Here is a 22769-nt window from a genome sequence, read left to right on the forward strand (position 1 = left end):
GATCAGTTCCCCCCGTTCGCGGCTGCCGGGGCAACCGCAGGATTGGACGTGTTCGCGGCCATCGCCGCCGAAGTGTGGACGCGCTCGGGCTGGGTATTCTCCAGCTCCGCACTGGCCTTGCCGGATCGCAGGATAATCTTTTTCGGAACGTCCGAGATGACGATGGTCGATCCGCGCACGGCGTAGTTGACCGGGCCTTCCTCACCCTTCTCGTTCTCGATCAGGATCGCCGGGACCGAAGCCTTCTCCGGCCAGAGCAGATACGTCGCATCGCCGTCGTCATAGACCCGCGCGGGCATCAGCTTGTCCGAACCGGTGCGCTTCCACGCAAAGTTCAGGATCGCCGGATCGGCCGGGGCGGCTACCGGATCGCCGGTCGCGAGGGCCTGCTCCGCCGGGGTCAGCGCGGCCAGCGCCTCGCCCGGTGTGGGCGCGGCGACAGGCTCGTCCTTGTAGGTGAAGCGCAGCATGTAGAGCGGCTTCGCCTTGGGCGAGGCGACGAGGTCGAAGAAATAGGTGTGACGGTTGGTCACCACTGTCATGTTGGTGCGGGCGGTGGCTTCGAGCGGCTTCACGAAAAGCAGGTCGGCGCGCTTGTTGGGCGTGATCTGCCATGACTGCGAGTCGCCCACGGCCACGTTCTCGATGGCTTCGCCGTCGCCAAAGGCAATAGCGGCCTGAATGCCGGCCTTGCCATCGATGCGCACCACTTCGCTGTCGCTGTAGGGATGCTGGACGAGGCGGTCATCATTCGCCTTCACACCTTCGGCGTGCGCGGGCGGGACAACACCCACCAGCAGCATGGGGGCCAGAAGCGGCGTCAGGGCGCGCAGCCGGTTCGGCTTGCGGGTCATCGTGTCTTCTCCTTGACCGGCAGCCTGCCGGCATCGTTCGAGGCGCTGCGGAACCGGCTGCCGATCCCGCGCGTGCGCGCTGCATTGTCGCCCGAGCGCAGCGGCTCGATCCCGCCGCCGCTCACCTGGGTAATTACCGTGCGTCGTTCGCTGGCGCGTGCACCGCCGCCATCCTGCGCCGGTGCCTCGGCCATGGCCGAAGCGCCTGCAGTCGCAATGCCGGACGTACGGCTCTGATGGGCAGGCGTGGCGTAGGCCTGAGCCGGCGCGGCAGGAGCCGGAGCCGGCGATTCCTGACCGCCGCGCGCTCCGCGCTCGCCCTCTTCGCCAGCAAGGCCGAAGACCTTCCAGCCCGCCGCCATCGTCGCAGCGACTTTCACCACCATGATCATCAGCGCGACATGCACCGCCGCGACAAGGAAGAACGCCATGGCCGCGCGGCCATCGATCTCGCCAAGCGCGGCGCTCTGCACGAGACCGGAGATGATCGGCACCAGCAGTTCCAGCGTGATCCCGCCGCCCAGCACCACGAACAGCGGCGTGATCGCCGTGAGCGCAAGCCCGCGCAGCCAGCCAGCCGTGAGTCCGCGCGTGCCGTTGAACAGCGCCAGCACCACGAAGATCGGGCCAATCGCCAGGAGCACCGCCAGGGCAATGCGCGCCGTCAGCAGCACACCGACCGTGCCAAGCAGCAGCAGCAACGCACCCATCCACATGATCGTTTCGGGCGTGAGCATACCGGCACCGGCAGCCGCAGCCGCCTGACCGCCGCCTTCACCGCCCTGCCCGGCCCCGTTCGAGGCAATGTCCGAAATCGCGCCGAACACGATGTCGATGCGGTCGCCGAAGATCGTCGTCGCCGATCCCTTCACGCCCATCAGGATGCCGGCAATCCAGTCGGGCCCGCCGAGCGCGAGGTTCCACACCACGCTCTGATAGGCAATCCAGCTCGTCGCGAAGGTCAGCACCACGCCGACGCGCAGCATGCGCGGAGTGAGTGCGGAGACACCCAGCGCCGAGCGACCGGTCAGCAGCGAATAGGCGAAGAAGGCGATATAGAGCGTGAGCAGGATCGTCAGCACCGGCGCCATCGCACCGCCCGCGCCGAACAGGCGGCCGAAAGCGCTGGCGGCCATCTCGTTGGCCACGCAGTCGACGGCGCGCAGTGCGGGGGCGACCCCGGCGGAAGCGACTTCGGTCAGCTGATCGCAGGCACCGGCCATCACGCTTACTCGGCCGCCTCGATCCAGAGCTCGCCGTCTTCGGCATCACCCGGCCACTGCATGCCGGTGAGTACCGGATACCAGGCCGAAGGCTCGTCGCCGTAGCGTTCGCGCAGATGGTCCAGCTTGCGCACCGTGCTTTCGCGGCCCGACAGGACGGTGAGCACTTCGGGCATCCCCGAAAGGTCAAGGCGGACCACCACCGAGGCATCGGACTGGCGGATCAGGAAACAGCGCGACTGCGCGGGCAGCGTGCGGATCACGTCGAGTTCGTGCTGCGTGAGACCGAAGCCCTCGCAGTAATCCTCGTAGCGCGCGCGGGCATTGGGCATGAACAGCATCGTCGCGGTCTGTTCTACCAGCGCGGTGGCAATCTTGCTGTCCAGCGCGTCGCGAGCGGACTGGGTGGCGAAACCGACGAGCGCATTGCGCTTGCGCAGCGTCTTGAGCCAGTCGCGGATGCGGGCGGCAAAGACCTCGTCGTCCAGCGCCTTCCAGCCCTCGTCGATCAGGATCATCGTCGGTTCGCCGTCGAGGCGTTCCTCGATGCGGTGGAACAGATACATCATGACCGGCGTGCGCAGGCGCGGACTTTCGAGCAGCGCGGTCATGTCGAAACCGAGCACGCGCTGGGACAAGTCGAGACGGTCCTGCTGGTTGTCGAACAGCCAGCCATGCTCGCCGCCCCCATTTGGACCATTGGCGATCCAGGCATCGAGACGCGAAGCGAGATCGCCCGGCTCCGGACGGCGGGCGCCGGCCAGCAGTTCACGGAAATGCGAGAGGCGGCGCAGCGACGGGTCGTTATGATAGGCCGCGTCTACCGCATTGGCGAGCGTCGCCAGCTCCTCGGGGCCCTTGGCGTCGAGCAGCACCGCCAGCCAGTCGCGCAGAAACGCGCGGTTGGTCGCGGTGTCGGGCAACGACAGCGGGTTGAAGCCGGTGGGATAGCCCGCGGCAATGCGGCTGTAAGTACCGCCGATCCCGCGCAAGAAGACCTCGGCGCCGCGGTCCTTGTCGAACAGGATCGTGCGCGGCGCGAACTTCTGCGCCTGCGCGGCGAGGAAGTTCATGACCACCGTCTTACCGGAACCCGACGGACCGATGACGGTGAAATTACCAAGGTCGCCCTGGTGGAAGTTGAAGAAGAACGGCGTCGAGCTGGTGGTGGACAGCAGCGTGACCGCATCCCCCCAGTGATTCCCGCTCGCCTGTCCCATGGCAAAGCCGTGCAGGCTGCCGAAACAGGCCATGTTGGCGCTGGAAATCAGCGCGCGGCGAACCAGGAAACTCTCGTTGCCGGGCATTTGTCCCCAGAAAGCGGGCTCAAGGTTCACATCCTCGCGCACCGCCACGGCACCGGCATCGGCTAGCGCGGCGGCACAGGAGGCCGTCACTTCGTCGAGCGCTTCGAGCGAATTGGCGCGGACCAGCACCGAAAGGTGATGATCGCCAAACGCGACTGCACCGGTGCCCAGCGAATCGCGCGCCGCGTTCATTTCGCGGCGTTCGGCCACGGCTTCCTCGTCGGCGGAGCGCAGGCGGCGGATGGCGAGATCGATTCGCTCGCGCGCGATCTGGCGGTCGCAGGGCGAATAGGTCTCGGTCAGCACCAGTTCGCAGGGCAGACGCAGCAGGGCGTCGGTCAGCCCCGGCGCGGTCGAATCGGGATAGTCCTTCAGGCTGACGATAGAACCGACCGAGCCGCGCCCGTTGGCGCCGCGCAGTTCGAGCGCGTCCATGCCGAAGTTGACCCGGCGATAGGGCAGCATGTGGCCGATGTCGGTCTCTTCCGACGGACGGCGCACCGGGCGCATCTCGCCGTTGTAGAGCGCGCTCAGCAGTTCGAGCACTTCCGAACAGGGCCCGGCCTGACCTTCGTATTCACCAAGGAGCCGCGCGCCGTAGGCCCCGAGCGAGGCGACCATGGCATTGGCAGCGGCGCGCAGCGCGCGCACGTCAGCGGGATCGGCCTCGACCGGGGCATTGCCCTTGTTCTTCATCAGGCGCGAGAGCTTGTCCGCCCAGCCTGCCTTGCCACGCGCCGGACGACGCACCAGGGTAATGAACTGGTCGTTGACGAAGAGGGCACCCGAACCGGTGCGGGCCCGCCAGCGGGCATCGATATGCCCGGCAAGCGGATCCTCGAAATGGCCGTCCAGCTCGATCTCCACCCGGCGGCGGATCACGTGGTGGTACATGACGAAGCGCGCATCGAGCGTCGAGCGCAGCAGCACTTCGCGCGTGGCCACGTGGGCATTGAGCTCATCGGTGTCGGCGGTCTCGAAAGCGAGACCCGGCACCATCAGCGAGAGCATCACCGAGCCGTCACGCATCAGCAGCACGTTCTCGTCGACCAGCGCCGAATACGGCAGCCGGTCGCCGACAAGCACTTCCTTCGCGCCCCAGCCCTTGAACGGCGATTTCTTGCTCGTGGCCATTATAGTCCTTCCCACCCCGTCCTGTTTACGGCGCGTAGCTATTGCAGCCCCAGCGCTGCCAGTTGGCGACCCGCGGACACTTGCTGACCTTGGCAATCCAGAGGTCGAACACGCGCGGTTCGCGCAGGCACGCCAGATATCCCACACCGTGAATCGCAAGAGCCGCGGGCAACGCCCAGAAGCTCTTGGTTATGAGGAAAATCTCGGTCGTCACCGCCGCGTTGATGATGAAGTAGCTGTAGGTCACGCCGGCAAACATTTGCGGACGCGTCAGCGCGCGATGTACGGGAAAGCGCGCCAGAGCCATCAGCCCACCGCCGCCTGCTGGATGCCCGAAACGATGGCGCCGGCACCGAACAGGATGAAGACGCCGATGATGACGGTCGCGCCGAAGCGCCAGTTCATCCGGCCGGTCAGCATCATGAAGCCGACGGCAGCCACGGCCATCACCGCAACGGCAGTCGCAACGTTACCGAGCAGCGTGCCCTGCAGCCAGCCGAGTGCGGCCACGATCGGACCGCTACCTGCGGGATCCTGAGCAACCGCCTGCGCTTGCGCGAGCGTTGGAAAAAGCGCCGCGATTATAGCGACAAATGCATTGAAGGCGCCGCCAATCCTGCGGCGCGAAATCTGAGCGTATCGAATCACCATGCCCTCCGTATGAGCGCGCATTGCGCCATGCTGATGACAACTATGTGACGATGACACGGCGAAAGATGCGCACATGGGACCGCGAATTTTTTCACAGCGCCCATGCAGAAAAGAAGAAGGCGCCGGAATCCCGACGCCTTCAGCCACCCCTTACGCTAGCGTATAATAATGCGTGCGACCCGAAGCGCTCCGGATGGGGAAATATCAGCTTTGCCGAAATGGATCGGCAGCCTCCAACGGCATCAGCGCGAAGCGCGCGCCGTCGAGGTGAGCAGGTTCTTGAGCGCGGTGCGAGCCGCGTGGCGCGAATCGACCCAGGACCCGTCCGCCAGTTCGAGGCTGTAACGATCCTGCGTGGCGATCGCGGCGCGATAGGCTGCGATGGCCTTGTCCGTGCGACCAGCCGACGCATAGGCCGAACCCAGGTTGATCAGCGCCGCGGGATCACCGGCTTCGACGGCACTGCTGCTTTCCAGTTTGCGCAACGCGGCTTCGGAACGACCTTCAGACAATTCCTGATAAGCTACGTCGTGCATCCGGTCGGCGGCGGGCGTCTCCATTCCGAGCGAGAAAGCCGACTGGCCAAGCAGTGCTGCGGTCATGAGGGCGGTAAGGGACATAGCGGTTCTCCCGTTTGCGATTATCGTTTGCAGGCCGACTATCCGGCTCTCGACGACATTTCGCAACAAAATGACGCAAGTGTCATAAAACTGCAATCTAAGCGTGAAGGCCGCCTCAAAGGGCGAGTCGGAGAAGCGCGTTTCGCTCAAATGTGACCGTTGTCATATTGCCGTCGCATAAGTGAATATTACTGTCACTGTATCGCCAACAAACTGTCACCCCCCCGGCCTAGACGCCGCGGTCAACGAGGGCGGACTCGCCGCCTCGTCCGACCAGAACACGGGGGATTCAACGTGAAGAAAATTTCAGGTCTGCTGCTTGTTGGCTGCAGCGCACTCGCTCTCGCCGGCTGCGGCGCTGACGATATCTCTTCGCCGGGCGCCGGCAGCATTACCATCAACAATCCGACTCCGACGCCGACTCCCACGCCGACGCCGACGTCCGGCGTCGTGACGCCGGCGGCAAGCTGCCCCTCCTTCAACGCCACCGGCGGTCTTACCGACAGCGGCACGATCACGGGCCCCGAAGGCGAATGGCGCGTCTGCACGCTGCCCGCACTCGTCGACGTCAGCTCGAGCCTTCCGAAGGTTTCCGGCGTTCTCTATCGCCTGAACGGCCGGGTGGACGTAGGCTGCGACGGCGGCTTCTCCGCTCCGACCTCGGCCGCGCCGTTTGACACCACGACCGCCAGCTGCGGTGGCCGCACCCTCACTTCCGACACCGACGTGACGCTGACCATCGATCCGGGCGTGATCGTCTACGGTGAAAACGGCGCTGAGCCGGCCTGGCTTGCCGTCAACCGCGGCAACAAGATCAACGCTGTCGGCACCGTCAGCGCACCGATCATCTTCACCAGCCGCCAGAACGTCGTCGGCACCAATGACGACGCATCGCAGGGCCAGTGGGGCGGCGTCGTCCTGATGGGCCGCGGCATCGTCACCGACTGCTCGCTGGGAACGACCGCTGCCAAGACGTGCGAGCGCGACACCGAAGGTTCGGTGAACCCGGCCGTCTTCGGAGGACGCGACAACACCTACAACGCCGGTACCATGAAGTACTTTCAGATCCGCTATTCCGGCTATGTGCTGGGTGCCAACTCTGAACTGCAGTCGCTGACGGCTGAAGGCATTGGCAGCGGCACCACGCTGGAATACTTCCAGAGCGTGAACAGCTCGGACGACGGTTCGGAGTTCTTTGGCGGCAAGCCGATGTTCAAGCACTACATCGCGGTCAATGCCGACGACGACAGCATCGACCTCGACACCGGTGTAGAAGGCTACTTCCAGTACCTGCTGCTGCTGCAGCGCGACGGTGACGGCGACGCGCTGATGGAAATCGACTCGAACGGTGCCGAAAGCGACACCCCGCGTCAGAAGACCATCCTCGCCAACTTCACCGGCGTGCAGCCCTCCGACAACTCGAACAGCGACGATGCTGCTGTCCTCATCCGCGGCAACTCGGACATCACCTGGGCTAACGGTATCATCAACGTTCCCAACAACGAATGTCTGCGTCTCAACGGTTCGGGCACTGTCCCGGCCACCATCACCGCCAACTCGGTGGTCATGACCTGTAACTCGGCCATCTACCTCGGCACCGGTTCCTACACCGCCGCCGATACCAAAGCCCAGTTCACCGCAGGCACCAACAACAACGACACGTTCACCTCGACGCTGGCCAGCACGTTCGTGAACGGCACCAACGAGACCGGCGTGCCGGCGTTCGATGCCAAGACGCTCAACAGCTTCTTCGACACCACCGACTACATCGGCGCTGTGAAAAACGCTGCGGACACCTGGTACCGCGGTTGGACCTGCGACAACTCGACTGCCGACTTCGGTTCGGGCTCGGCCTGCACGGCCCTTCCCACGACCTGAGAAGGCCGCCCTTAATCAAAACTTGAGGGGGGCGGTCCATTTCAGGCCGCCCCCTTCCCTGCATTCCAATATGTTCCAGGGGGACGACAAATGACCAAGCCGCGGCTTGTATCGCTGCTGCTGCTTTCCACCGCGATGGCCATGCCTTCAGTTGCATGGGCGCAGGACAGCAACGCGCAGAACGCTGATGCCTCTGCGCAGGACGCAGACCAGTACTCCGACGAGAACGACGCACCCGAAGTTTCGCTGCCGGGCGGCGAGATCGTCGTTACGGGTCAGCGCAACCGCAACATCCAGCAGTACGCGCCGCAGGTTCTCACCGTCCTGTCGACCGAGCAGATCGCCCGCACCGGCGAAGGCGATATAGCCGGCGCTCTGGGCCGCGTGACCGGCCTTTCGGTTGTCGGCAACGGTTACGTCTTTGTGCGCGGCCTTGGCGATCGCTACTCGCTGGCGCTGCTCAACGGCTCGGCCCTTCCCAGCCCCGAGCCGCTCAAGCGCGTCGTTCCTCTCGATCTCTTCCCGACGAGCATCATCGCATCGTCGCTGGTGCAGAAGAGCTACTCGGTGAACTTCCCCGGTGAATTCGGCGGCGGTGTGATCAACCTCACCACCAAGGCTATTCCCGACGAGAGCTTCCTCAAGATAGGCGGCGGCGCCACCTGGGATACCGAGACGACCAACGAACTCGGCTACACCTATTACGGCAGCAAGACCGACTGGACGGGCTACGACAACGGCAACCGCAACCTGCCGGTCGAAGTAAAGGAATACTTCGATAGCGGAACAGTTCTGTCCGACGGGTCCAGCGACCTTGCGCGTGCCATCGGCGGCCAGCTGATCACCGGCCGCAATGCGGTCGTTCAGCGCGACGACAACCTTCCGGTGAATTTCTCCGCCAACATCTCCGGCGGTACGGCATTCGACATGGGCGGCGCCCGCGTCGGTGTGATCGCGGCCGGTGGCTATTCGAACAAGTGGCAGACCCGCGACGTTATCCAGCAGCGCACACTCGGACTCGACGCGGATCAGCCCGACCGTGACTTCCGCTCGGTCATCACCAACCAGCGTATCGTCACCAACGGCCTGGTCGGCCTGGGCATGGAATGGGGCGAGAACCGCATCCGCTGGACCAATGTCTACATCCACGACACCCTTAAGCGCGCTGCACTGCGCGTCGGCGAGCAGGAAGGTAACACCAACATCAGCTACATGTATCAGGACACGTCCTGGTACGAACGCCAGCTGATGAACACCCAGCTCGTCGGCGAGTTCAAGCTCGACCCCGATACCGAGCTCAACGTGCGCGGCAGCTATGCGAACTCCAAGCGCGATGCGCCCTACGAGATCTCGCTGCTCTATTCGCGTCTCGGCTCGGGCGCCTACGGCGATCAGTACGTCAACTATCTCGACGGCGGACAGACCGGCGATGCCACGGTGGCATTTTCCAAGCTCAATGAAGACGTGTGGTCCGCCGGCGTCGACCTGACGCACAAGTTCGGCCTGAGCTGGTCGGGTACCGTAGGTTACGCCTATCAGCTGAACGACCGCGTCAGCTCGCGTCGCAACTTCCAGTATCGTGCAGAGGGCAGCAATGCCTATGTCGCCGCTTTCGGCATGCTGCGCCCCGATGTGCTGTTCCAGCCGGGCACGTTCTACCTGAGCGATCCCGACGTGGTGGACCCGCCGGTCGACTATTCAATCCTCGTGACAGAAACGGACGCCACCAGCGCCAAGTTCGCTGCCCGTCTGAACAACCACGCATGGTACGCCAAGCTGGCAGGTTCGCTGACAGAATCGCTGTCAATCGATCTCGGTGTACGGTGGGAATGGGCCGAAGAGGAATCGCGAGTGGTTCCCGTAGCTGACATTGCCAACTCCATTCCCGACACGCGCCTGAAGAACGAATACTGGCTGCCGGCGGTGACACTCACCTATGAGCTGGAACCAGGCATGCAGGTTCGTCTCAACGCCTCGAAGACGATCGCACGTCCGCAATTCCGCGAACTTCTGTACCAGACGTTCTTCGATCCTGACGGTAACCGCACCTACCGCGGCAACCCGCTGCTAAAGGATAGCCAGCTCTATAACTTCGAGGGCCGTTTCGAATGGTACTTCGCCCCTGAGCAAAAGGTGTCACTCGGCGCGTTCTTCAAGCGTCTCGACAACCCGATCGAGTCTTTCCTGACCGGCAGCAACGTGCTCGTCACCAGCTTTGCCAACGCGCCCAAGGCGGACCTCTACGGTGTGGAGTTGGAGCTGCAGAAGTACTTCGACATGTTTGCCGACCGCCGCCTGCTCGTCGGTGCGAATTACACCTATACGAAGTCCAAGATTAAAGTCGGCGCCTCCGACACCACCGAGGTCTATGGCGCTTCGGGTACGGCTCTGGCATCCGACTACTTCCGCAACGGTGCGCCGCTTACGGGCCAGTCCGAACACATCGCCAACGTCCAGATCGGCCTGGAGCAGCAGGGCGGCCTGTCGCAGCAGACATTCCTGATCAACTATGCCAGCGAGCGTGCGATCAGCCGCGGTCTGAACGGTGTGGGCCAGCCCGACGTCCTTGAGAAGCCCGGCTTCACGCTCGACTTCGTCGCCCGTCAGGGCATCGAACTGGCCGGCACCGAACTTGAGTTGAAGTTCGAGGCTCGCAACATCACCGGCCGCAAGCACGAAGAATACCAGCAGTTCGAATCCGGACGCATCGAAGTCAACACCTACGACGTCGGCCGCTCCTTCTCGCTGTCGGCTTCCGTGAACTTCTGACCCCATCCTCACCGGGAGACCCTGCTCTCCCGACGGCACCTTTACAGCCCGGCTGCAGCAATGCGGCCGGGCTATTTTTTTCGTCCTTTGCACCCGCCGCCGAATTTTCTAGGAGGGTTCCGTCATCTGGGGAGTAGCCGTCTGCCGCCCCGGCAGAACCCGTCGTCAACATACTTGGCCGAGAGGCCATGGCGCACGGGAGGACGGGCCACCGTTCGGGCAAGACCAATGACGCTTGCGGCACCGTTCGGCCGGGCGGGGTTTCGCTCGCGTCGTTGTGTCGTTTCGCCCGGCCCGGAGAATTTGCATGGAAGCCCTCCTCACCTCCACCGCGGTCGTCGCGCTCGCCGAGATCGGCGACAAGACACAGCTGCTCGCCATCGTCCTGGCCACCCGTTTCCGCCGTCCCTGGCCGATCATTGCGGGCATTCTCGTGGCGACGCTCGCCAATCACTTCCTGGCAGCGCTGGTGGGCGAGCAGGCTGCAGCCTTCCTCGACGGTCGCTGGTTCCGCTACCTCGTGGCCGCCAGCTTCATCCTGATGGCGGGCTGGACGCTGATCCCCGACAGCTTCGACGAGGACGAGGAAGCCAAGCCCAGCCGCTTCGGCCCGTTCCTTGCGACGACCATCGCCTTCTTCCTCGTCGAGATGGGCGACAAGACCCAGCTTGCCACGATCGCCCTGGGTGCCCGCTTCCAGAGCGTGCTCCCGGTGATGGCCGGCACGACGGTGGGCATGATGATCGCCAATGTGCCCGCCGTGTTCCTCGGCCACGAGATCATCAAGCGCGTTCCGCTCGCCACCGTACGCATTATCGCGGCGCTGCTGTTCCTCGCCATCGGCCTGTGGCTTCTGGCGCAGACCGCCGGGTGGATCTGATCGCGGGTTCGCCAAGTGCGCCCGGCCCCGCTATGGGGGCGGCATGATCCGAATTCTGATCGATGCCGATGCCTGCCCGGTGAAGGACGAAATCTACAAGGTCGCCGCGCGCTACAAGGTGCCCGTGGTTGTCGTCAGCAACAGCGCCATGCGCATCCCGCGCGATCCGCTGGTCACCCGCAAGATCGTGAGCGATGCCTTCGACGCCGCCGACGACTGGATCGCCGAAGAAGCGACAAAGGGCAGCGTCGTCATCACTGCGGACATCCTGCTGGCCGACCGCTGCCTGAAGCAGGGCGCGACTGTGATCGCCCCGACCGGCAAGCCCTTCACCGAGGCATCCATCGGCGGGGCCATCGCCACACGAGCGATCATGGCGGACTTGCGCGCAGGCGGAGACGCGATTGGCGGCCCGCCGCCGTTCAGCAAGGCCGACCGCTCGCGGCTTCTCTCGGCTCTGGACGAAACGCTGGTGCGGCTGCGGCGGCAGGTCGGATAAGGCGAATAAGGAGGTCTTACATCTATGACACAACTTGGCCGGGACGAGCCAATCCCAGCAGCGATGCAAGGGCGCTGGATTGACGTAGACGACCCTTCGGTCGAACTGGTCATCGATGGTGGAGCGGTCGCCTGTTTTGGTCGAACAGTCGAATACGACTATAAATCAATCGAGGAGGAGGATGGCACTCTTACCGTGAACCTCATGGTCAACGATGCGGCTAGCGAGGACAGCTTCCAGCGCTCCAACATCACGGGACTAGTTATTACACCAGAAGGTGAGTTTCACGCCTACAACGTGAAGTTCGCAAGCCAGTTCGTCCGAAACTCCGACTAAAACGACAACCTCCGCTTCCCCGGACTTTTCGGCCATTCAAGCCACCGGATCGGTTTGCCTAAAGCAGACAATCAGTCTCGGCTGAAACTGCCCACGCGCCCTCAAGGTACTGACCTTAACCAGCGCCCTCAGATCGCGTCGAAGACGTATCCCAGCGAGCGCACGGTGCGCAGCGGGTTGCCCGCCCCGGCGGACTTGAGAGCGCGGCGCAGGCGGCCGATCCACACATCGACCGTACGCTCGTCCACCGGCGGGTCCTGCTTGCCCAGCGCGGCGATCAGCTGCGCGCGGCTGAAGACGCGGCCGGGGTGCTCGATGAAATAGCGCAGCAGGCGCAGCTCGTTGGGCATCAGCGGGATCGGCTTTTCCTGCCAGCGGGCCTGGAAAGCCGCGACGTCCACGGTCAGATCACCCTGCGCCACAACGCGAATGCCCGCGCCTTCCTGATCGCCCAGATTGGCGCCCAGCACTCGGTCCAGCAGACCCGTGCGGGTGAGCGGCCCGACCATGTAGTCGTCCGCGCCCATGCGCAGCGCGCGCTTGCGGTCCTCGATGTTGTCTTCCTCGAGCACCATGGTGACATGGGCGTGCGAGGTCAGCGGATCGGCGCGCAGACGGCGGCACAGCTCCAGCCCCGACATCTCGGGCAGAACCCAGTCGATGAAGACCCACAGCGCGCCTTCGATCAGCGGCAGTTCGGCAAAGTCGGTCCAGCGGTGGAGAACCACGTCAAACTCGTCGTGCCGAAAGGCTGCCAGCCCTCCGGAAAGCTCACTCGCCAGCAATATATCGATCCGCCGCATCGCCCCTGCCCGGTTGGTAAGGCGGCTGTCTGCCCGCCGTATATGACGAACGGGTGACATATCGGTGACGAGACCGTGAAAGTCGCACACTTGTCGGATGTGTCACGAAACTGACCCGCAACCGTCACGCCGACGCAACGCCCCGATGCGATAGGGAAGAGCGCTAGCAACGGGGGCTACCGAGCGATGCGTACGCAAATGGATACTCTTCTCGAACAGACCACGAGCACCGGCACTCGCATTCCGGAATGGCTCGATCTTCCCGATCCCAAGGGCTTTCGCCCCAAGCGCAAGTACCGCACGATCTGGATTTCCGATGTCCATCTGGGCACGCGCGGCTGCAACGCCGAGTTGCTAGTGGACTTCCTGCGTTCGGTGGAGTGCCAGACGCTTTATCTCGTCGGCGACATCGTCGACGGCTGGCGCCTGCGCAAGGGCTGGTACTGGCCCGATGCCCACAACGAAGTGGTCCGCCGCATTCTCAAGATGGCGCATCGCGGCACCCGCGTGGTGTTCATCGCCGGCAACCACGACGAGATGCTGCGCGACTATGCGGGCATGACATTCGGCGGCGTCGAACTGGTCCTCGAAGCGGTCCACGAGACGGTCGACGGACGCAAGCTGCTGGTCACCCACGGCGATGCCTTCGACGGCGTGGTGCTCTACCACAAGTGGCTCGCGTTCCTGGGCGACAAGGCCTACTCGATGCTGCTGCGCGCCAACATCGCCTTCAACGCGGTGCGCCGCCGGTTGAAGATGCCGTACTGGTCGCTCTCCGCCTACATGAAGAAGAAGGTGAAGAACGCGGTCCAGTACGTTTGCAGCTACGAGGAAGCCGTGGCCAGCGAAGCGATCAGCCGCGGGTTCGACGGTGTCGTGTGCGGCCACATCCACTGCGCCGAAATCCGCGAATTCAGCGGCATCACCTACTACAACGACGGCGACTGGGTAGAGAGCTGCACGGCTCTGGCCGAGGACATGACCGGACACATCGCGATCATCGACTGGGTGGCCGAGACCGGTGGGCACGATTCCGCCTTCCCGGCCATGGGCGCGACGGCTGACGCGGCAATGGAAACGGGCACGTGAGACTGGCGCTCGCCACCGACGCCTGGCTGCCGCAGGTCAACGGTGTCGTCCGCTCGCTTTCGGCGACGCTGGAGGAACTGACCCGGCGCGGCCACGCGGTGGAAACGATCACGCCCGACCGGTTCCTGACGGTGCCGATGCCCGGCTACGCCTCGATCCGCCTCGCCATGGCGCCGCGCTTCGGCGTGCGGCGCATGCTGGACAAGGCGCAGCCGGAAATCGTCCATATCGCCACCGAAGGCCCGATCGGCTGGGCCGCGCGCGGCTGGTGCCTGTCGCGCGGGGTGCCGTTCACATCGGCCTTCCACACCCGCTTTCCCGAATATGCCGCCGTGCGTACCGGGCTGAGCGCCGAGTACTTCTGGCCGATCCTGCAGCGCTTTCATGCGCCTAGCAGCGCCGTGCTGGTTTCCACCCGCAGCCTGGCCGATGAACTGGCCGGTCGCAGCATCGGCCACACCCGGTCCTGGAGCCGCGGCATCGATCATTCGCTGTTCCGTCCCGAAGGCGAACGGCACCCGGCCATGGCCGCTCTGCCCGGCCCGGTCCTGCTGAACGTGGGCCGCGTTGCGCCGGAGAAGAACCTCGAAGCGTTCCTCTCGGCCGATGTGCCCGGCAGCAAGGTCGTTGTCGGCGATGGCCCCGCGCTTGAAAGCCTGCAGCGCCGCTATCCCGATGTGCTGTTCCTCGGCGCGCTGTCGGGCGAGGAGCTGGCGTCGGCCTACCGCGCCGCCGACTGCTTCGTCTTCCCCAGCCTGACCGACACCTTCGGCCTCGTCGTCATCGAGGCGCTCGCCTGCGGCACGCCGGTTGCGGCCTATCCGGTCACCGGCCCGATCGACATCCTCGGCGCGGACGGCTGCGGTGTCGAAACGCCGCTGGCCCGCCCCGCTGGCGCCATCGACGAGAACCTTGATGTGGCGATTTCTGCCGCGCTCACGATCGACCGCGCCGATGCCGCTGCCCTTGGTCAGCTCTACTCGTGGGAGCGCGCCACGGACCAGTTCCTTTGCGCCATCGCCTCCGCGGTCAATGGCAGCGCGCGCCGGCTGAAAGACGCCGCCTGAGCCTCGTCGTATTTGACGACTGTCCAGAATTGCTGTTCCTTCCCGCCGGATAAGGATTCGGGAGAGGGAATTTCATGCACTCGCACATGGCGCTGCGTCCGCCCAGGCTCGTGGCTCTGGCCTTCGTTCTGCTGGCACTGGCCATAGCGCTTCCCTCGGCCCTGCTCGGCGAGACCGTGGAGAACACCCCCGGCATCGGCGCCAAGCAGGAGAAATTCCCCGAAGGCGCGCAGATCTACAACCAGACCTGCGCCGCCTGCCACAACACCGGCGCCGGACGCGCGCCGGCCCGCGTCATCCTCGGCTACATGACCCCGGACGCGATCGTCACCGCGCTGACCAGCGGCGCCATGAAGGCGCAGGGCACCGCGCTCGACCAGCATCAGAAGGAACAGGTAGCGCAGTACCTGTCCGGCCACGAACTGGGCATGGCCAAAGCGGACCTGCCCGAGCCGCCGCCCTGCACGCCCGACCACGCCCTGTTCGACCGCGAGCAGGTGCCCGGTTTCGCAGGCGCCGGGCTCGATCTGGCCGCGACCCATTCGGTCTCGTCCGAGCAGGCCGGGCTGGACCGGCAGAACGTCGGCAAGCTCAAGCTAAAGTGGGCGTTCGGCTTCCCGCAGGCCAACCGCGCGCGGTCGCAGCCCGCGCTGGGCGGCGGCGCGATCTTCGTCGGCAGCCACGGCGGCAAGGTCTATGCGCTCGACCGGGAAACCGGCTGCACGCGCTGGACGTTCGATGCGGGCTCGGAAGTGCGCACCGGCATCGTCCTTTCGCCCTGGGACGCGGATGATGCCGACGCGGTGCCGATGGCCTACTTCGGCGACTGGACCGGCAATGCCTATGGCATCGAGGCCTTCACCGGCAAGCTGGTCTGGAAAGTCCGCGCCGACGAACATCCAGCTTCGGTGATCACCGCCAGCCCGGCGCTTTACGGCGATACGGTCTACGTGCCGATCTCCTCGCTGGAAGAAGCCGCAGCGGCGACGCCGGGGTACAAGTGCTGCTCGTTCCGCGGTTCGGTGCTGGCTCTAGATGCCCGCACCGGCGAGGAGAAATGGCGCACGTGGCTGGTCGATCAGCCCGTCGAGCAACCCGGCGGCAAGTTCCTCGGTCCTTCGGGCGTGCCCGTCTGGGCCGGGATCGCCATCGATACCAAGCGCGGCAGCCTCGTCGTCGCGACGGGCGACAACTACACGCATCCCGCCACCGAACTGTCCGATGCGCTCGTCGCGCTGGACCTCGATACCGGGGCGATCAAGTGGCACTTCCAGGCGCTGGAAGGCGATGCCTGGAACGTCGACTGCGTCACCCCCGATCCCGACAACTGCCCCGAGGATGCAGGCCCCGACTATGATTTCGGCGCGATCCCGGTCCTGGCGACCGATGAAGACGGGAGGGACTACATCCTCGCCGGCCAGAAATCGGGCATTGCCTGGGCCGTCGATGCCGAGACCGGCAAGCTGATCTGGAAGCGGCAGGTCGGTCGCGGCGGCATGGCGGGCGGCGTGCACTTCGGCCTCGCCGAGGACAGTGGCCGCGTCTATGTCGCCATCAGCGACATGCCCGATTTCGTCGAGCGCCCCTTCCCCGCCGCGCCGGGCATCCATGCGCTCGACCTCAAGACGGGCGAGGAGCTGTGGTACACCCCGCCCCCCGAGAACGTCTGCGAAGGCCGCCCGCTCTGCATTCCCGGTAACAGCGGCGCCTTCACCGTGACGCCCGAACTGGTGCTCGCAGGCGGCGACGACGGATATGTACGCGCGCTCGACGCCGAGACCGGCAAGCAGCTCTGGATCTTCGACACGGTGCAGGACGTTCCCACCGTCAACGGCGTGCCCGCCAAGGGCGGCGCGATGAGCGGCGGTGCGGCGCCCATCGTCGATCACGGACAGGTCGTCGTCTCTTCGGGCTACGGCTTCGTCTCGAAGATCCCCGGTAACGTGCTGATGGTGTTCGAGCCCGAATGAGGCGTACAGCCGTCGGCGATGCGACCGGCGTGGTCATGCCGGCCAGCGTCGCGGACCTGCGCGAAGCGCCCGAAGCCTTCCTGACGCGGGCAATGCATGCCTATGGCACGCTGGCGCCGGACAACCGCGTCGCGTCGGTCGACCGGCTGGAGGTATTCTCCGGCGGGAACTCCGGACAGAAGGCGCTGCTCGACGTCACCTATGCGCAGCCCGACACCGACCTCCCGCGCCAGCTTTTCGCCAAGTTCTCGCGCGATTTCGAGGACCCTTTCCGCGACCGCCGCCGCACGGAGATCGACGGCGAAGTCCGGCTTGCCGCGCTGTCGCGCCTGCCCGCCTTCCCGGTGGCCGTGCCGCGCCCCGTCTTCGCAGACTTCGAGGCCGCGAGCGGCACTGGCATGCTCGTGACCGAGCGCGTGGCCTTCGGGCAAGGCGCTATCGAGCCGCTGCACGAGAAGTGCATGGACCACCTGCTGCCCGATCCGCTCGAATATTACCGCGTACTGGTCTCCGCGCAGGCCCGGCTGGCAGCGGCACAGCATCGCGGCGCGCTGTCGCCGCAACTCGAAGCGCTGTTTCCCTACGACCGGGCAGCCGCCGAAGCGGACCTGCCGATCGGCTACGGTCCCGGTGAACTGCGCGAGAAAGTTGCAGCACTGGGCGCCTTTCTCTCAAGCCACCCGCAACTCTTTCCCGCCGCGCTGACCGACGGCGCCTTTCCCGCCCGGCTCGAAGCCGATGCGCTAGCCTTCCTCGAGAACGAGGCCACGGTGCGTAGCTTCCTGCAGGCGGACCCGCGGTTCGTGGCGGTGTGTCACTGGAACACCAATATCGACAACGCCTGGTTCTGGCGCGAGGCTGACGGCACCCTGCACTGCGGATTGCTCGACTGGGGCATGGTCCGGCCGATGAACGTCACGACGGGGCTGTGGGGTGGCCTCTCCGCCTCGCCCACCGCCTTCATCGCGAAGGAACTTGGCGGCCTGCTCGACCACTATCGCGGCGAACTGGCCGCGCATGGCGGACCAGAGATACCCGCCGACCTAATGGCTCTGCACTTCGACCTTTCGCTGACCCTCACCGGACTGTCGATGATGATGGACCTGCCAGCCCTGATCGGCGCCCGCCTCCCCGAAATCGGCGCCGCAACGGGCCCGTTCGATCCGCTGCTGCGACAGGACAAGGTGGTCGAAGGCTTCCTGCTGGTCGCGACCAACTTCCTGACGCTCTGGGCCGAACGCGACTTCGGCGGCAGCCTGCATCGCATGCTGGGCCAAGGAACATCCCCCTGAAATTTGGCGCCACTCCCGCTCGTCCCGAGCCTGTCGAAGGACGCTGGCACGGCGCTGCGATCAGCACCCTTCAACAAGCTCAGGGTGAGCGGGTCTTGCTTGAAGTTGTTCCTTTGCAGGCCCTCGATCCCGTCGAGAACGGCCAATTCTATCTAAACCCCAGACTACGCGAGATCGCCGCCGCTTCTTCCAGCGTCTGCCGTGCCAGTTCGTCCAGCCTGCCCTGCGCCCGCTCGGTCGGGGCGGCGACGACGAGCGCGCCGACCACGCCGCCGGCGGCATCGCGGATCACGCTCGCCGTGCCGGTCACGCCATCGGCGGCCTGATCGACGGTCTGCGCAAAGCCGTCGATCCGCGACTGCTCGATGGCCTGGGTCAGTGCATCGGGATCGATTTCGGTGGTCTTGGCAAGGCGCGCCGGCGCCACGCGCTTGAGGTAGGCCGAGACGGCCTCGGGCGAACACGTTGCCAGCAGCGCGCGGCCACCTGCGGATGCATAGAACGGGCGGCGATCGCCGATCGTCACCGAATAACGCACTACATTGCGACTTTCGACGAGATCGACATAAGTCACCATGTCGCCCTCGTGGTCGCCCACCGCGAGCAGAACGGTCTCGCCGGTGCGCTCGCACAGCCGGCGCATGCCTTCGCGGATGAGGTCGGAACTTTGCAAGCGGCGGCGCGCTTCGGTGAGCGCGCTGCCAAGGCCGAAAGCGCCGGGACCAAGCCGCCAGGCGCCGTCGGACGCGACGACCAGATCCTCGTCGGCCAGGCCCCGCAGCAGGGCGGCAAGGCTGCTCTTGGGCGTGCCCAGTCGGCGGCTGAGGTCGGCGAGCGAAACCGGCTCGTTGCTCGCGCATAGGGCTTCGAGCAGGCGGATCACGCGTGTCACCGACTGCGGACTGCCCGCCCGGCGTTCCTCGGCCGCTCCGATGTCCTGTGCCTCGTTCGTCAAAATGCCCTCACCGGAATGCCGGTATCACTTCCCTTGCGAAGATGCCCGCATATTCGAGGAAGCGCTCTGCCGGAAGCCCGGGCGGCATCATCATGGTGAAATGCTCCACCGGCGCCTTGTCCAGCAACCGCTTGAAATAGGCGATGGCCTCGTCCGGGGTGAGGATCTGCAGGATGCCGCTGGCCTTGAAGGCATCGAGGTCCATCGGCTTGATCGCCGCATCGTCGATGCCGATGGCCTTGTCCTCGTTCATCCATTCGCCGTAGGAATTGTTGACGTGAAGGAAGTAGGGCGCAAGCTCGTCCATCGCCGCCTGCTTGTCGTGCGCGACGACCATCATCAGGCCCTGAATCCAGATCTTGGCGTCTGCCGGGTCCTTGCCCTGCGCTTCCAGCTTCTCGCGGTAGAGCGGCCAGATATCGGCATTGCCGAAATAGCCGTCGCCGTACTTCGCGACGCGCTCCATCGCCTTGGGGGCGAAACCGCCGATGTAGAGCGGAATCTGGCCCCGGCTCGAAAGCGGATTCACGCTGGCGCCCTGCACGTTGAAGAACGTGCCTTCGAAATCGACCGTCTCACCGTCCCACAGGCGGCGCACGACATGCAGGAACTCGTCGAAACGGGCGCCGCGCTTCTTGAAGTCGAGCCCGTGGGCGGAATATTCGCGGGCGCGGTATCCGATCGCCATGCCCATCGCGAGGCGGCCGCCGGAGAGAATATCCAGCACCGCGCAATCCTCGGCAAACCGCAACGGCTCGTAGAGCGGGCCCAGCGCTATGCCCGCGCCCAAACGCATCCGGCTGGTGCGCGTGGCGATCGCGGAAAGCGCCACCATCGGCGATGGCATGTAGCCGTCGGCGGCAAGGTGGTGTTCGGGGACCCAGGCCCCGTCAAAGCCCAGCGCCTCGGTTTCCACCACGGCATCGAGCACGTCGCGATAGAGCGCTTCGGGCGCGCGGTGCCACGGCGCGGGATTACGGAAATCGTAGAGATAGCCGAAGCCGAGTTTGCCAGTCATGGACGCCCTTCCCGCGATTGTCGTTGTGGGCGCGACCTTAATGCGCTCGTTCCGCCCCGCAAGGCGCGGGAGCGATCAGTGGCAACCCGCCCCCTTCGTCATTGCGAGCAGAGCGAAGCAATCCAGGGCGGTTTACGCACGCTCTGGATTGCCGCGGCCCTGCGGGCCTCGCAATGACGAATTGTTGGACTATCCTCGCGTTTGGAACTTTACCATCCGCTCGTGTCGAACGGGAACCCCGGCTAGTCCGCGATGGATGGTTACCCCCTCAGGTCACGTCCATTGCATAGCCCGCGGCGCGCACCGTGCGGATCGGGTCGGTGTCGCCCGGGCGGTTGATCGCTTTGCGCAGACGGCGGATGTGGACGTCCACGGTGCGCTCGTCGATGTCGGAGTCCATGCCCCACACACCGTCGAGGATCTGCTGGCGCGACACGACGCGGTTCGGACGCTCCATGAAATAGCGCAGCAGGCGGAATTCGGTGGGGCCCAGATGCAGCGGCTCGCCGCCACGGCGCACGCGGTGGCTGGTGGCGTCGAGTTCAATGTCGCCCCACTGCAGCACATTGCCGGTGAGCGACGGGCGCGAACGGCGCAGCAGCGCTTCGATGCGGACAAGCAGTTCGCGCGGCGAGAACGGCTTGGTGACGTAATCGTCAGCGCCGGTCTTGAAGCCGCGGATCATGTCCTCTTCCTCACCGCGGGCGGTGAGCATGAGGATCGGGATCTGCGCGGTGTCCTTGTCCTTGCGGATCTGGCGGCAGACCTCAATGCCGGGCACCTGCTCGATCATCCAGTCGAGCACGATGGCGTCGGGCGTCTGTTCGCGCACCATCAGCAGCGCTTCCTCGCCATCGCCGGTGGAGCGGACTTCATAGCCCTCGGCGCTCAGGTTCCAGGTGAGCAGCTCGCAGAGCGCGACGTCGTCCTCGACGACGAGCACGGTGCCGTTCATGCGAAGCCTCCGGTATCGTCGGTCTGGCTGTCGCGCTCGGTGCAGTATTCGCCGGTCGCGGCGTAATAGACCATCTCGGCCACGTTGGTCGCGTGATCGCCGATCCGCTCCAGATTGCGGGCGATGAAGAGCAGCTGCGCGGCGCTGGTGATCGTCGCCGGGTTCTCCATCATGTGCGTCAGCAGCGAACGGAACAGGGTGTTGTAGAACTGGTCCAGCTTGGCATCGCGGCGGATCACTTCCACCGCCAGCTGCGCATCGCGCGAGCCGTAGGCGTTGAGAACGTCGCGAACCATGCTCTCGGCGATATCCGCCATCGCGGGCACCAGCGTGACCGGTTCGATCTTGTTGCGGCCTTCCAGCGCATTGACGCGCTTGGCGATGTTCTTGGCGTAATCGCCGATACGCTCGATGACGCCCGAAATCTTGAGCGCGGCGATCACGTCGCGAAGGTCGTCGGCCATCGGTGCGCGCAGGGCGATGGTGCGTACCGCGAGGCGGTCCACCTCGGCCTCCAGCGCATCGAGCTTGGCGTCGGCGGCCACGACCTGGTCGGCCAGTTCATCGTCATGCTGGGTCAGCGCGGTGATGGCATCGCGGATGGCGACTTCGGCGAGGCCGCCCATTTCGGCGACGAGACCGCGAAGCTGGCCGATCTCTGAATCGAATGCCTTTACGGTATGATCTACCATGGCGTTTTCCTTCTCAGCCGTAGCGGCCGGTGATGTAGTCCTTGGTCTTTTCCTCGCGCGGATTGGTGAAGATATCGCTTGTCTCACCATATTCCACGAGATTGCCAAGGTGGAAGAAAGCCGTGCGCTGCGACACGCGCGCGGCTTGCTGCATCGAGTGCGTCACGATGACGATCGCGTAGTTTTCCTTGAGCTCGTCGATAAGCTCCTCGATCTTCGCGGTCGCGATCGGGTCAAGCGCCGAACAGGGTTCGTCCATCAGGATGACCTCGGGGCTCACCGCGATGGCGCGGGCGATGCACAGGCGCTGCTGCTGGCCGCCCGAAAGCGCGGTGCCGGCGTCGGTCAGACGGTCCTTCACCTCTTCCCACAGGCCCGCCTTGGTCAGCGCGCTTTCGACAACCGCGTCCATGTCTGCCTTGTTTTCGGCAAGGCCATGGATGCGCGGGCCATAGGCGATGTTCTCGTAGATCGTCTTGGGGAACGGATTGGGCTTCTGGAACACCATGCCGACGCGGGCGCGCAAGGCCACCGGGTCCATCGAGGCGGCATAGATATCCTCGCCGTCGAGCAGGATCTCGCCGGTCACGCGGGCGTCGGCGATGGTGTCGTTCATGCGGTTGAGCGAGCGCAGGAACGTCGACTTGCCGCAGCCCGACGGGCCGATGAAGGCCGTGACGATCCCGTTGTCGATGTCGATCGAGACGTTGTCGATGGCCTTCTTGGGGCCGTAGAAAACGTCGACGTTTCGGGCTGTAAGCTTGGTTTCGTTCATGT

The 22769-nt window shown here is 65.0% G+C and carries 21 protein-coding genes and 1 riboswitch; of the genes, 9 read left to right on the forward strand and 12 right to left on the reverse strand.

Annotation, left to right across the window (positions count from 1 at the left end; translation table 11 throughout):
* Positions 1-2: 2 nt before the first annotated feature.
* From IEX64_RS11470 to IEX64_RS11495, 6 genes are all read right to left on the reverse strand, one after another.
* Positions 3-854 (reverse strand): TrbG/VirB9 family P-type conjugative transfer protein, encoded by an 852-nt coding sequence (locus IEX64_RS11470; RefSeq protein ID WP_188819800.1) that lies wholly within the window; start codon positions 852-854, stop codon positions 3-5.
* Complete coding sequence (locus IEX64_RS11475) at positions 851-2077, reverse strand: TrbL/VirB6 family protein (protein ID WP_188819801.1); 1227 nt, start codon at positions 2075-2077, stop codon at positions 851-853. Before IEX64_RS11475 ends, IEX64_RS11470 begins: the two co-directional genes overlap by 4 nt.
* A gap of 5 nt (positions 2078-2082) precedes the next feature.
* The gene (locus IEX64_RS11480; protein WP_188819802.1) at positions 2083-4518 is read right to left on the reverse strand and encodes a VirB4 family type IV secretion/conjugal transfer ATPase; all 2436 of its coding nucleotides are present in this window, start codon (positions 4516-4518) and stop codon (positions 2083-2085) included.
* A 25-nt stretch (positions 4519-4543) separates the two neighbouring features.
* Entirely contained in the window at positions 4544-4825 is a 282-nt protein-coding gene (locus tag IEX64_RS11485) for a VirB3 family type IV secretion system protein (RefSeq protein ID WP_188819803.1), read from the reverse strand.
* Positions 4825-5169, reverse strand: coding sequence for a TrbC/VirB2 family protein (locus tag IEX64_RS11490; protein ID WP_188819843.1), 345 nt, complete (start codon positions 5167-5169; stop codon positions 4825-4827). Before IEX64_RS11490 ends, IEX64_RS11485 begins: the two co-directional genes overlap by 1 nt.
* Before the next feature lie 242 nt (positions 5170-5411).
* On the reverse strand, positions 5412-5789 hold the full coding sequence (locus IEX64_RS11495) for a tetratricopeptide repeat protein (RefSeq protein WP_188819804.1): 378 nt from the start codon (positions 5787-5789) through the stop codon (positions 5412-5414).
* A gap of 294 nt (positions 5790-6083) precedes the next feature.
* On the opposite strand from IEX64_RS11495, the gene IEX64_RS11500 reads away from it, so the two are divergent.
* The 5 genes from IEX64_RS11500 to IEX64_RS11520 all read left to right on the forward strand — a co-directional run bounded on the left by IEX64_RS11500 (position 6084) and on the right by IEX64_RS11520 (position 12151).
* Positions 6084-7667: a beta-helix domain-containing protein gene (locus IEX64_RS11500; RefSeq protein ID WP_188819805.1), complete on the forward strand. Its 1584-nt coding sequence runs from the start codon at positions 6084-6086 to the stop codon at positions 7665-7667.
* Between the two features lie 90 nt (positions 7668-7757).
* Positions 7758-10436, forward strand: coding sequence for a TonB-dependent receptor domain-containing protein (locus IEX64_RS11505; protein WP_188819806.1), 2679 nt, complete (start codon positions 7758-7760; stop codon positions 10434-10436).
* Between the two features lie 99 nt (positions 10437-10535).
* A riboswitch (yybP-ykoY riboswitch) is annotated at positions 10536-10732 on the forward strand.
* Between the two features lie 11 nt (positions 10733-10743).
* Positions 10744-11316: a TMEM165/GDT1 family protein gene (locus IEX64_RS11510; RefSeq protein WP_188819807.1), complete on the forward strand. Its 573-nt coding sequence runs from the start codon at positions 10744-10746 to the stop codon at positions 11314-11316.
* Positions 11317-11359: 43 nt separating this feature from the next.
* Positions 11360-11815, forward strand: coding sequence for a YaiI/YqxD family protein (locus IEX64_RS11515; RefSeq protein WP_188819808.1), 456 nt, complete (start codon positions 11360-11362; stop codon positions 11813-11815).
* Between the two features lie 24 nt (positions 11816-11839).
* Positions 11840-12151 carry a hypothetical protein gene (locus IEX64_RS11520; protein WP_188819809.1) on the forward strand — a complete coding sequence of 104 codons (312 nt, stop codon included), beginning with the start codon at positions 11840-11842 and terminating at the stop codon, positions 12149-12151.
* 128 nt (positions 12152-12279) lie between these two features.
* Here IEX64_RS11520 and IEX64_RS11525 read toward each other — a convergent pair whose 3' ends face one another.
* Complete coding sequence (locus IEX64_RS11525; protein ID WP_188819810.1) at positions 12280-12954, reverse strand: response regulator transcription factor; 675 nt, start codon at positions 12952-12954, stop codon at positions 12280-12282.
* 186 nt (positions 12955-13140) lie between these two features.
* On the opposite strand from IEX64_RS11525, the gene IEX64_RS11530 reads away from it, so the two are divergent.
* The 4 genes from IEX64_RS11530 (at position 13141) to IEX64_RS11545 (ending at position 18372) form a co-directional block, all read left to right on the forward strand.
* Positions 13141-14043, forward strand: coding sequence for a UDP-2,3-diacylglucosamine diphosphatase (locus IEX64_RS11530; RefSeq protein WP_188819811.1), 903 nt, complete (start codon positions 13141-13143; stop codon positions 14041-14043).
* The gene (locus IEX64_RS11535; protein ID WP_188819812.1) at positions 14040-15110 is read left to right on the forward strand and encodes a glycosyltransferase family 4 protein; all 1071 of its coding nucleotides are present in this window, start codon (positions 14040-14042) and stop codon (positions 15108-15110) included. Before IEX64_RS11530 ends, IEX64_RS11535 begins: the two co-directional genes overlap by 4 nt.
* A 74-nt stretch (positions 15111-15184) precedes the next feature.
* Positions 15185-17080: an outer membrane protein assembly factor BamB family protein gene (locus IEX64_RS11540; RefSeq protein WP_188819813.1), complete on the forward strand. Its 1896-nt coding sequence runs from the start codon at positions 15185-15187 to the stop codon at positions 17078-17080.
* Positions 17077-18372, forward strand: coding sequence for a hypothetical protein (locus IEX64_RS11545; RefSeq protein ID WP_188819814.1), 1296 nt, complete (start codon positions 17077-17079; stop codon positions 18370-18372). Before IEX64_RS11540 ends, IEX64_RS11545 begins: the two co-directional genes overlap by 4 nt.
* Positions 18373-18520: 148 nt before the next feature.
* On the opposite strand, the gene IEX64_RS11550 is transcribed toward IEX64_RS11545, so the two are convergent.
* The 5 genes from IEX64_RS11550 to pstB all read right to left on the reverse strand — a co-directional run bounded on the left by IEX64_RS11550 (position 18521) and on the right by pstB (position 22767).
* Positions 18521-19327 (reverse strand): IclR family transcriptional regulator, encoded by an 807-nt coding sequence (locus IEX64_RS11550; RefSeq protein WP_229710208.1) that lies wholly within the window; start codon positions 19325-19327, stop codon positions 18521-18523.
* Between the two features lie 7 nt (positions 19328-19334).
* Positions 19335-20345 (reverse strand): LLM class flavin-dependent oxidoreductase, encoded by a 1011-nt coding sequence (locus IEX64_RS11555; RefSeq protein WP_188819815.1) that lies wholly within the window; start codon positions 20343-20345, stop codon positions 19335-19337.
* A 268-nt stretch (positions 20346-20613) separates the two neighbouring features.
* Positions 20614-21300 carry a phosphate regulon transcriptional regulator PhoB gene (gene phoB, locus IEX64_RS11560; RefSeq protein ID WP_188819816.1) on the reverse strand — a complete coding sequence of 229 codons (687 nt, stop codon included), beginning with the start codon at positions 21298-21300 and terminating at the stop codon, positions 20614-20616.
* Complete coding sequence (gene phoU / locus IEX64_RS11565) at positions 21297-21992, reverse strand: phosphate signaling complex protein PhoU (protein WP_188819817.1); 696 nt, start codon at positions 21990-21992, stop codon at positions 21297-21299. The genes phoB and phoU overlap by 4 nt, the downstream gene beginning before the upstream one ends.
* A 13-nt stretch (positions 21993-22005) precedes the next feature.
* Positions 22006-22767: a phosphate ABC transporter ATP-binding protein PstB gene (gene pstB, locus IEX64_RS11570; RefSeq protein ID WP_188819818.1), complete on the reverse strand. Its 762-nt coding sequence runs from the start codon at positions 22765-22767 to the stop codon at positions 22006-22008.
* Positions 22768-22769: the final 2 nt, after the last annotated feature.

This window comes from Novosphingobium indicum, assembly GCF_014645195.1.
Taxonomy (GTDB): Bacteria; Pseudomonadota; Alphaproteobacteria; order Sphingomonadales; family Sphingomonadaceae; genus Novosphingobium; species Novosphingobium indicum.

Coding starts and splice junctions, on each gene's coding strand:
- IEX64_RS11470 (WP_188819800.1), bottom strand. CDS start 854: ATGACCCGCAAGCCGAACCGGCTGCGCGCCCTGACGCCGCTTCTGGCC.
- IEX64_RS11475 (WP_188819801.1), bottom strand. CDS start 2,077: ATGGCCGGTGCCTGCGATCAGCTGACCGAAGTCGCTTCCGCCGGGGTC.
- IEX64_RS11480 (WP_188819802.1), bottom strand. CDS start 4,518: ATGGCCACGAGCAAGAAATCGCCGTTCAAGGGCTGGGGCGCGAAGGAA.
- IEX64_RS11485 (WP_188819803.1), bottom strand. CDS start 4,825: ATGGCTCTGGCGCGCTTTCCCGTACATCGCGCGCTGACGCGTCCGCAA.
- IEX64_RS11490 (WP_188819843.1), bottom strand. CDS start 5,169: ATGGTGATTCGATACGCTCAGATTTCGCGCCGCAGGATTGGCGGCGCC.
- IEX64_RS11495 (WP_188819804.1), bottom strand. CDS start 5,789: ATGTCCCTTACCGCCCTCATGACCGCAGCACTGCTTGGCCAGTCGGCT.
- IEX64_RS11505 (WP_188819806.1), top strand. CDS start 7,758: ATGACCAAGCCGCGGCTTGTATCGCTGCTGCTGCTTTCCACCGCGATG.
- IEX64_RS11510 (WP_188819807.1), top strand. CDS start 10,744: ATGGAAGCCCTCCTCACCTCCACCGCGGTCGTCGCGCTCGCCGAGATC.
- IEX64_RS11515 (WP_188819808.1), top strand. CDS start 11,360: ATGATCCGAATTCTGATCGATGCCGATGCCTGCCCGGTGAAGGACGAA.
- IEX64_RS11520 (WP_188819809.1), top strand. CDS start 11,840: ATGACACAACTTGGCCGGGACGAGCCAATCCCAGCAGCGATGCAAGGG.
- IEX64_RS11525 (WP_188819810.1), bottom strand. CDS start 12,954: ATGCGGCGGATCGATATATTGCTGGCGAGTGAGCTTTCCGGAGGGCTG.
- IEX64_RS11530 (WP_188819811.1), top strand. CDS start 13,141: ATGCGTACGCAAATGGATACTCTTCTCGAACAGACCACGAGCACCGGC.
- IEX64_RS11540 (WP_188819813.1), top strand. CDS start 15,185: ATGCACTCGCACATGGCGCTGCGTCCGCCCAGGCTCGTGGCTCTGGCC.
- IEX64_RS11545 (WP_188819814.1), top strand. CDS start 17,077: ATGAGGCGTACAGCCGTCGGCGATGCGACCGGCGTGGTCATGCCGGCC.
- IEX64_RS11555 (WP_188819815.1), bottom strand. CDS start 20,345: ATGACTGGCAAACTCGGCTTCGGCTATCTCTACGATTTCCGTAATCCC.
- phoB (WP_188819816.1), bottom strand. CDS start 21,300: ATGAACGGCACCGTGCTCGTCGTCGAGGACGACGTCGCGCTCTGCGAG.
- phoU (WP_188819817.1), bottom strand. CDS start 21,992: ATGGTAGATCATACCGTAAAGGCATTCGATTCAGAGATCGGCCAGCTT.
- pstB (WP_188819818.1), bottom strand. CDS start 22,767: ATGAACGAAACCAAGCTTACAGCCCGAAACGTCGACGTTTTCTACGGC.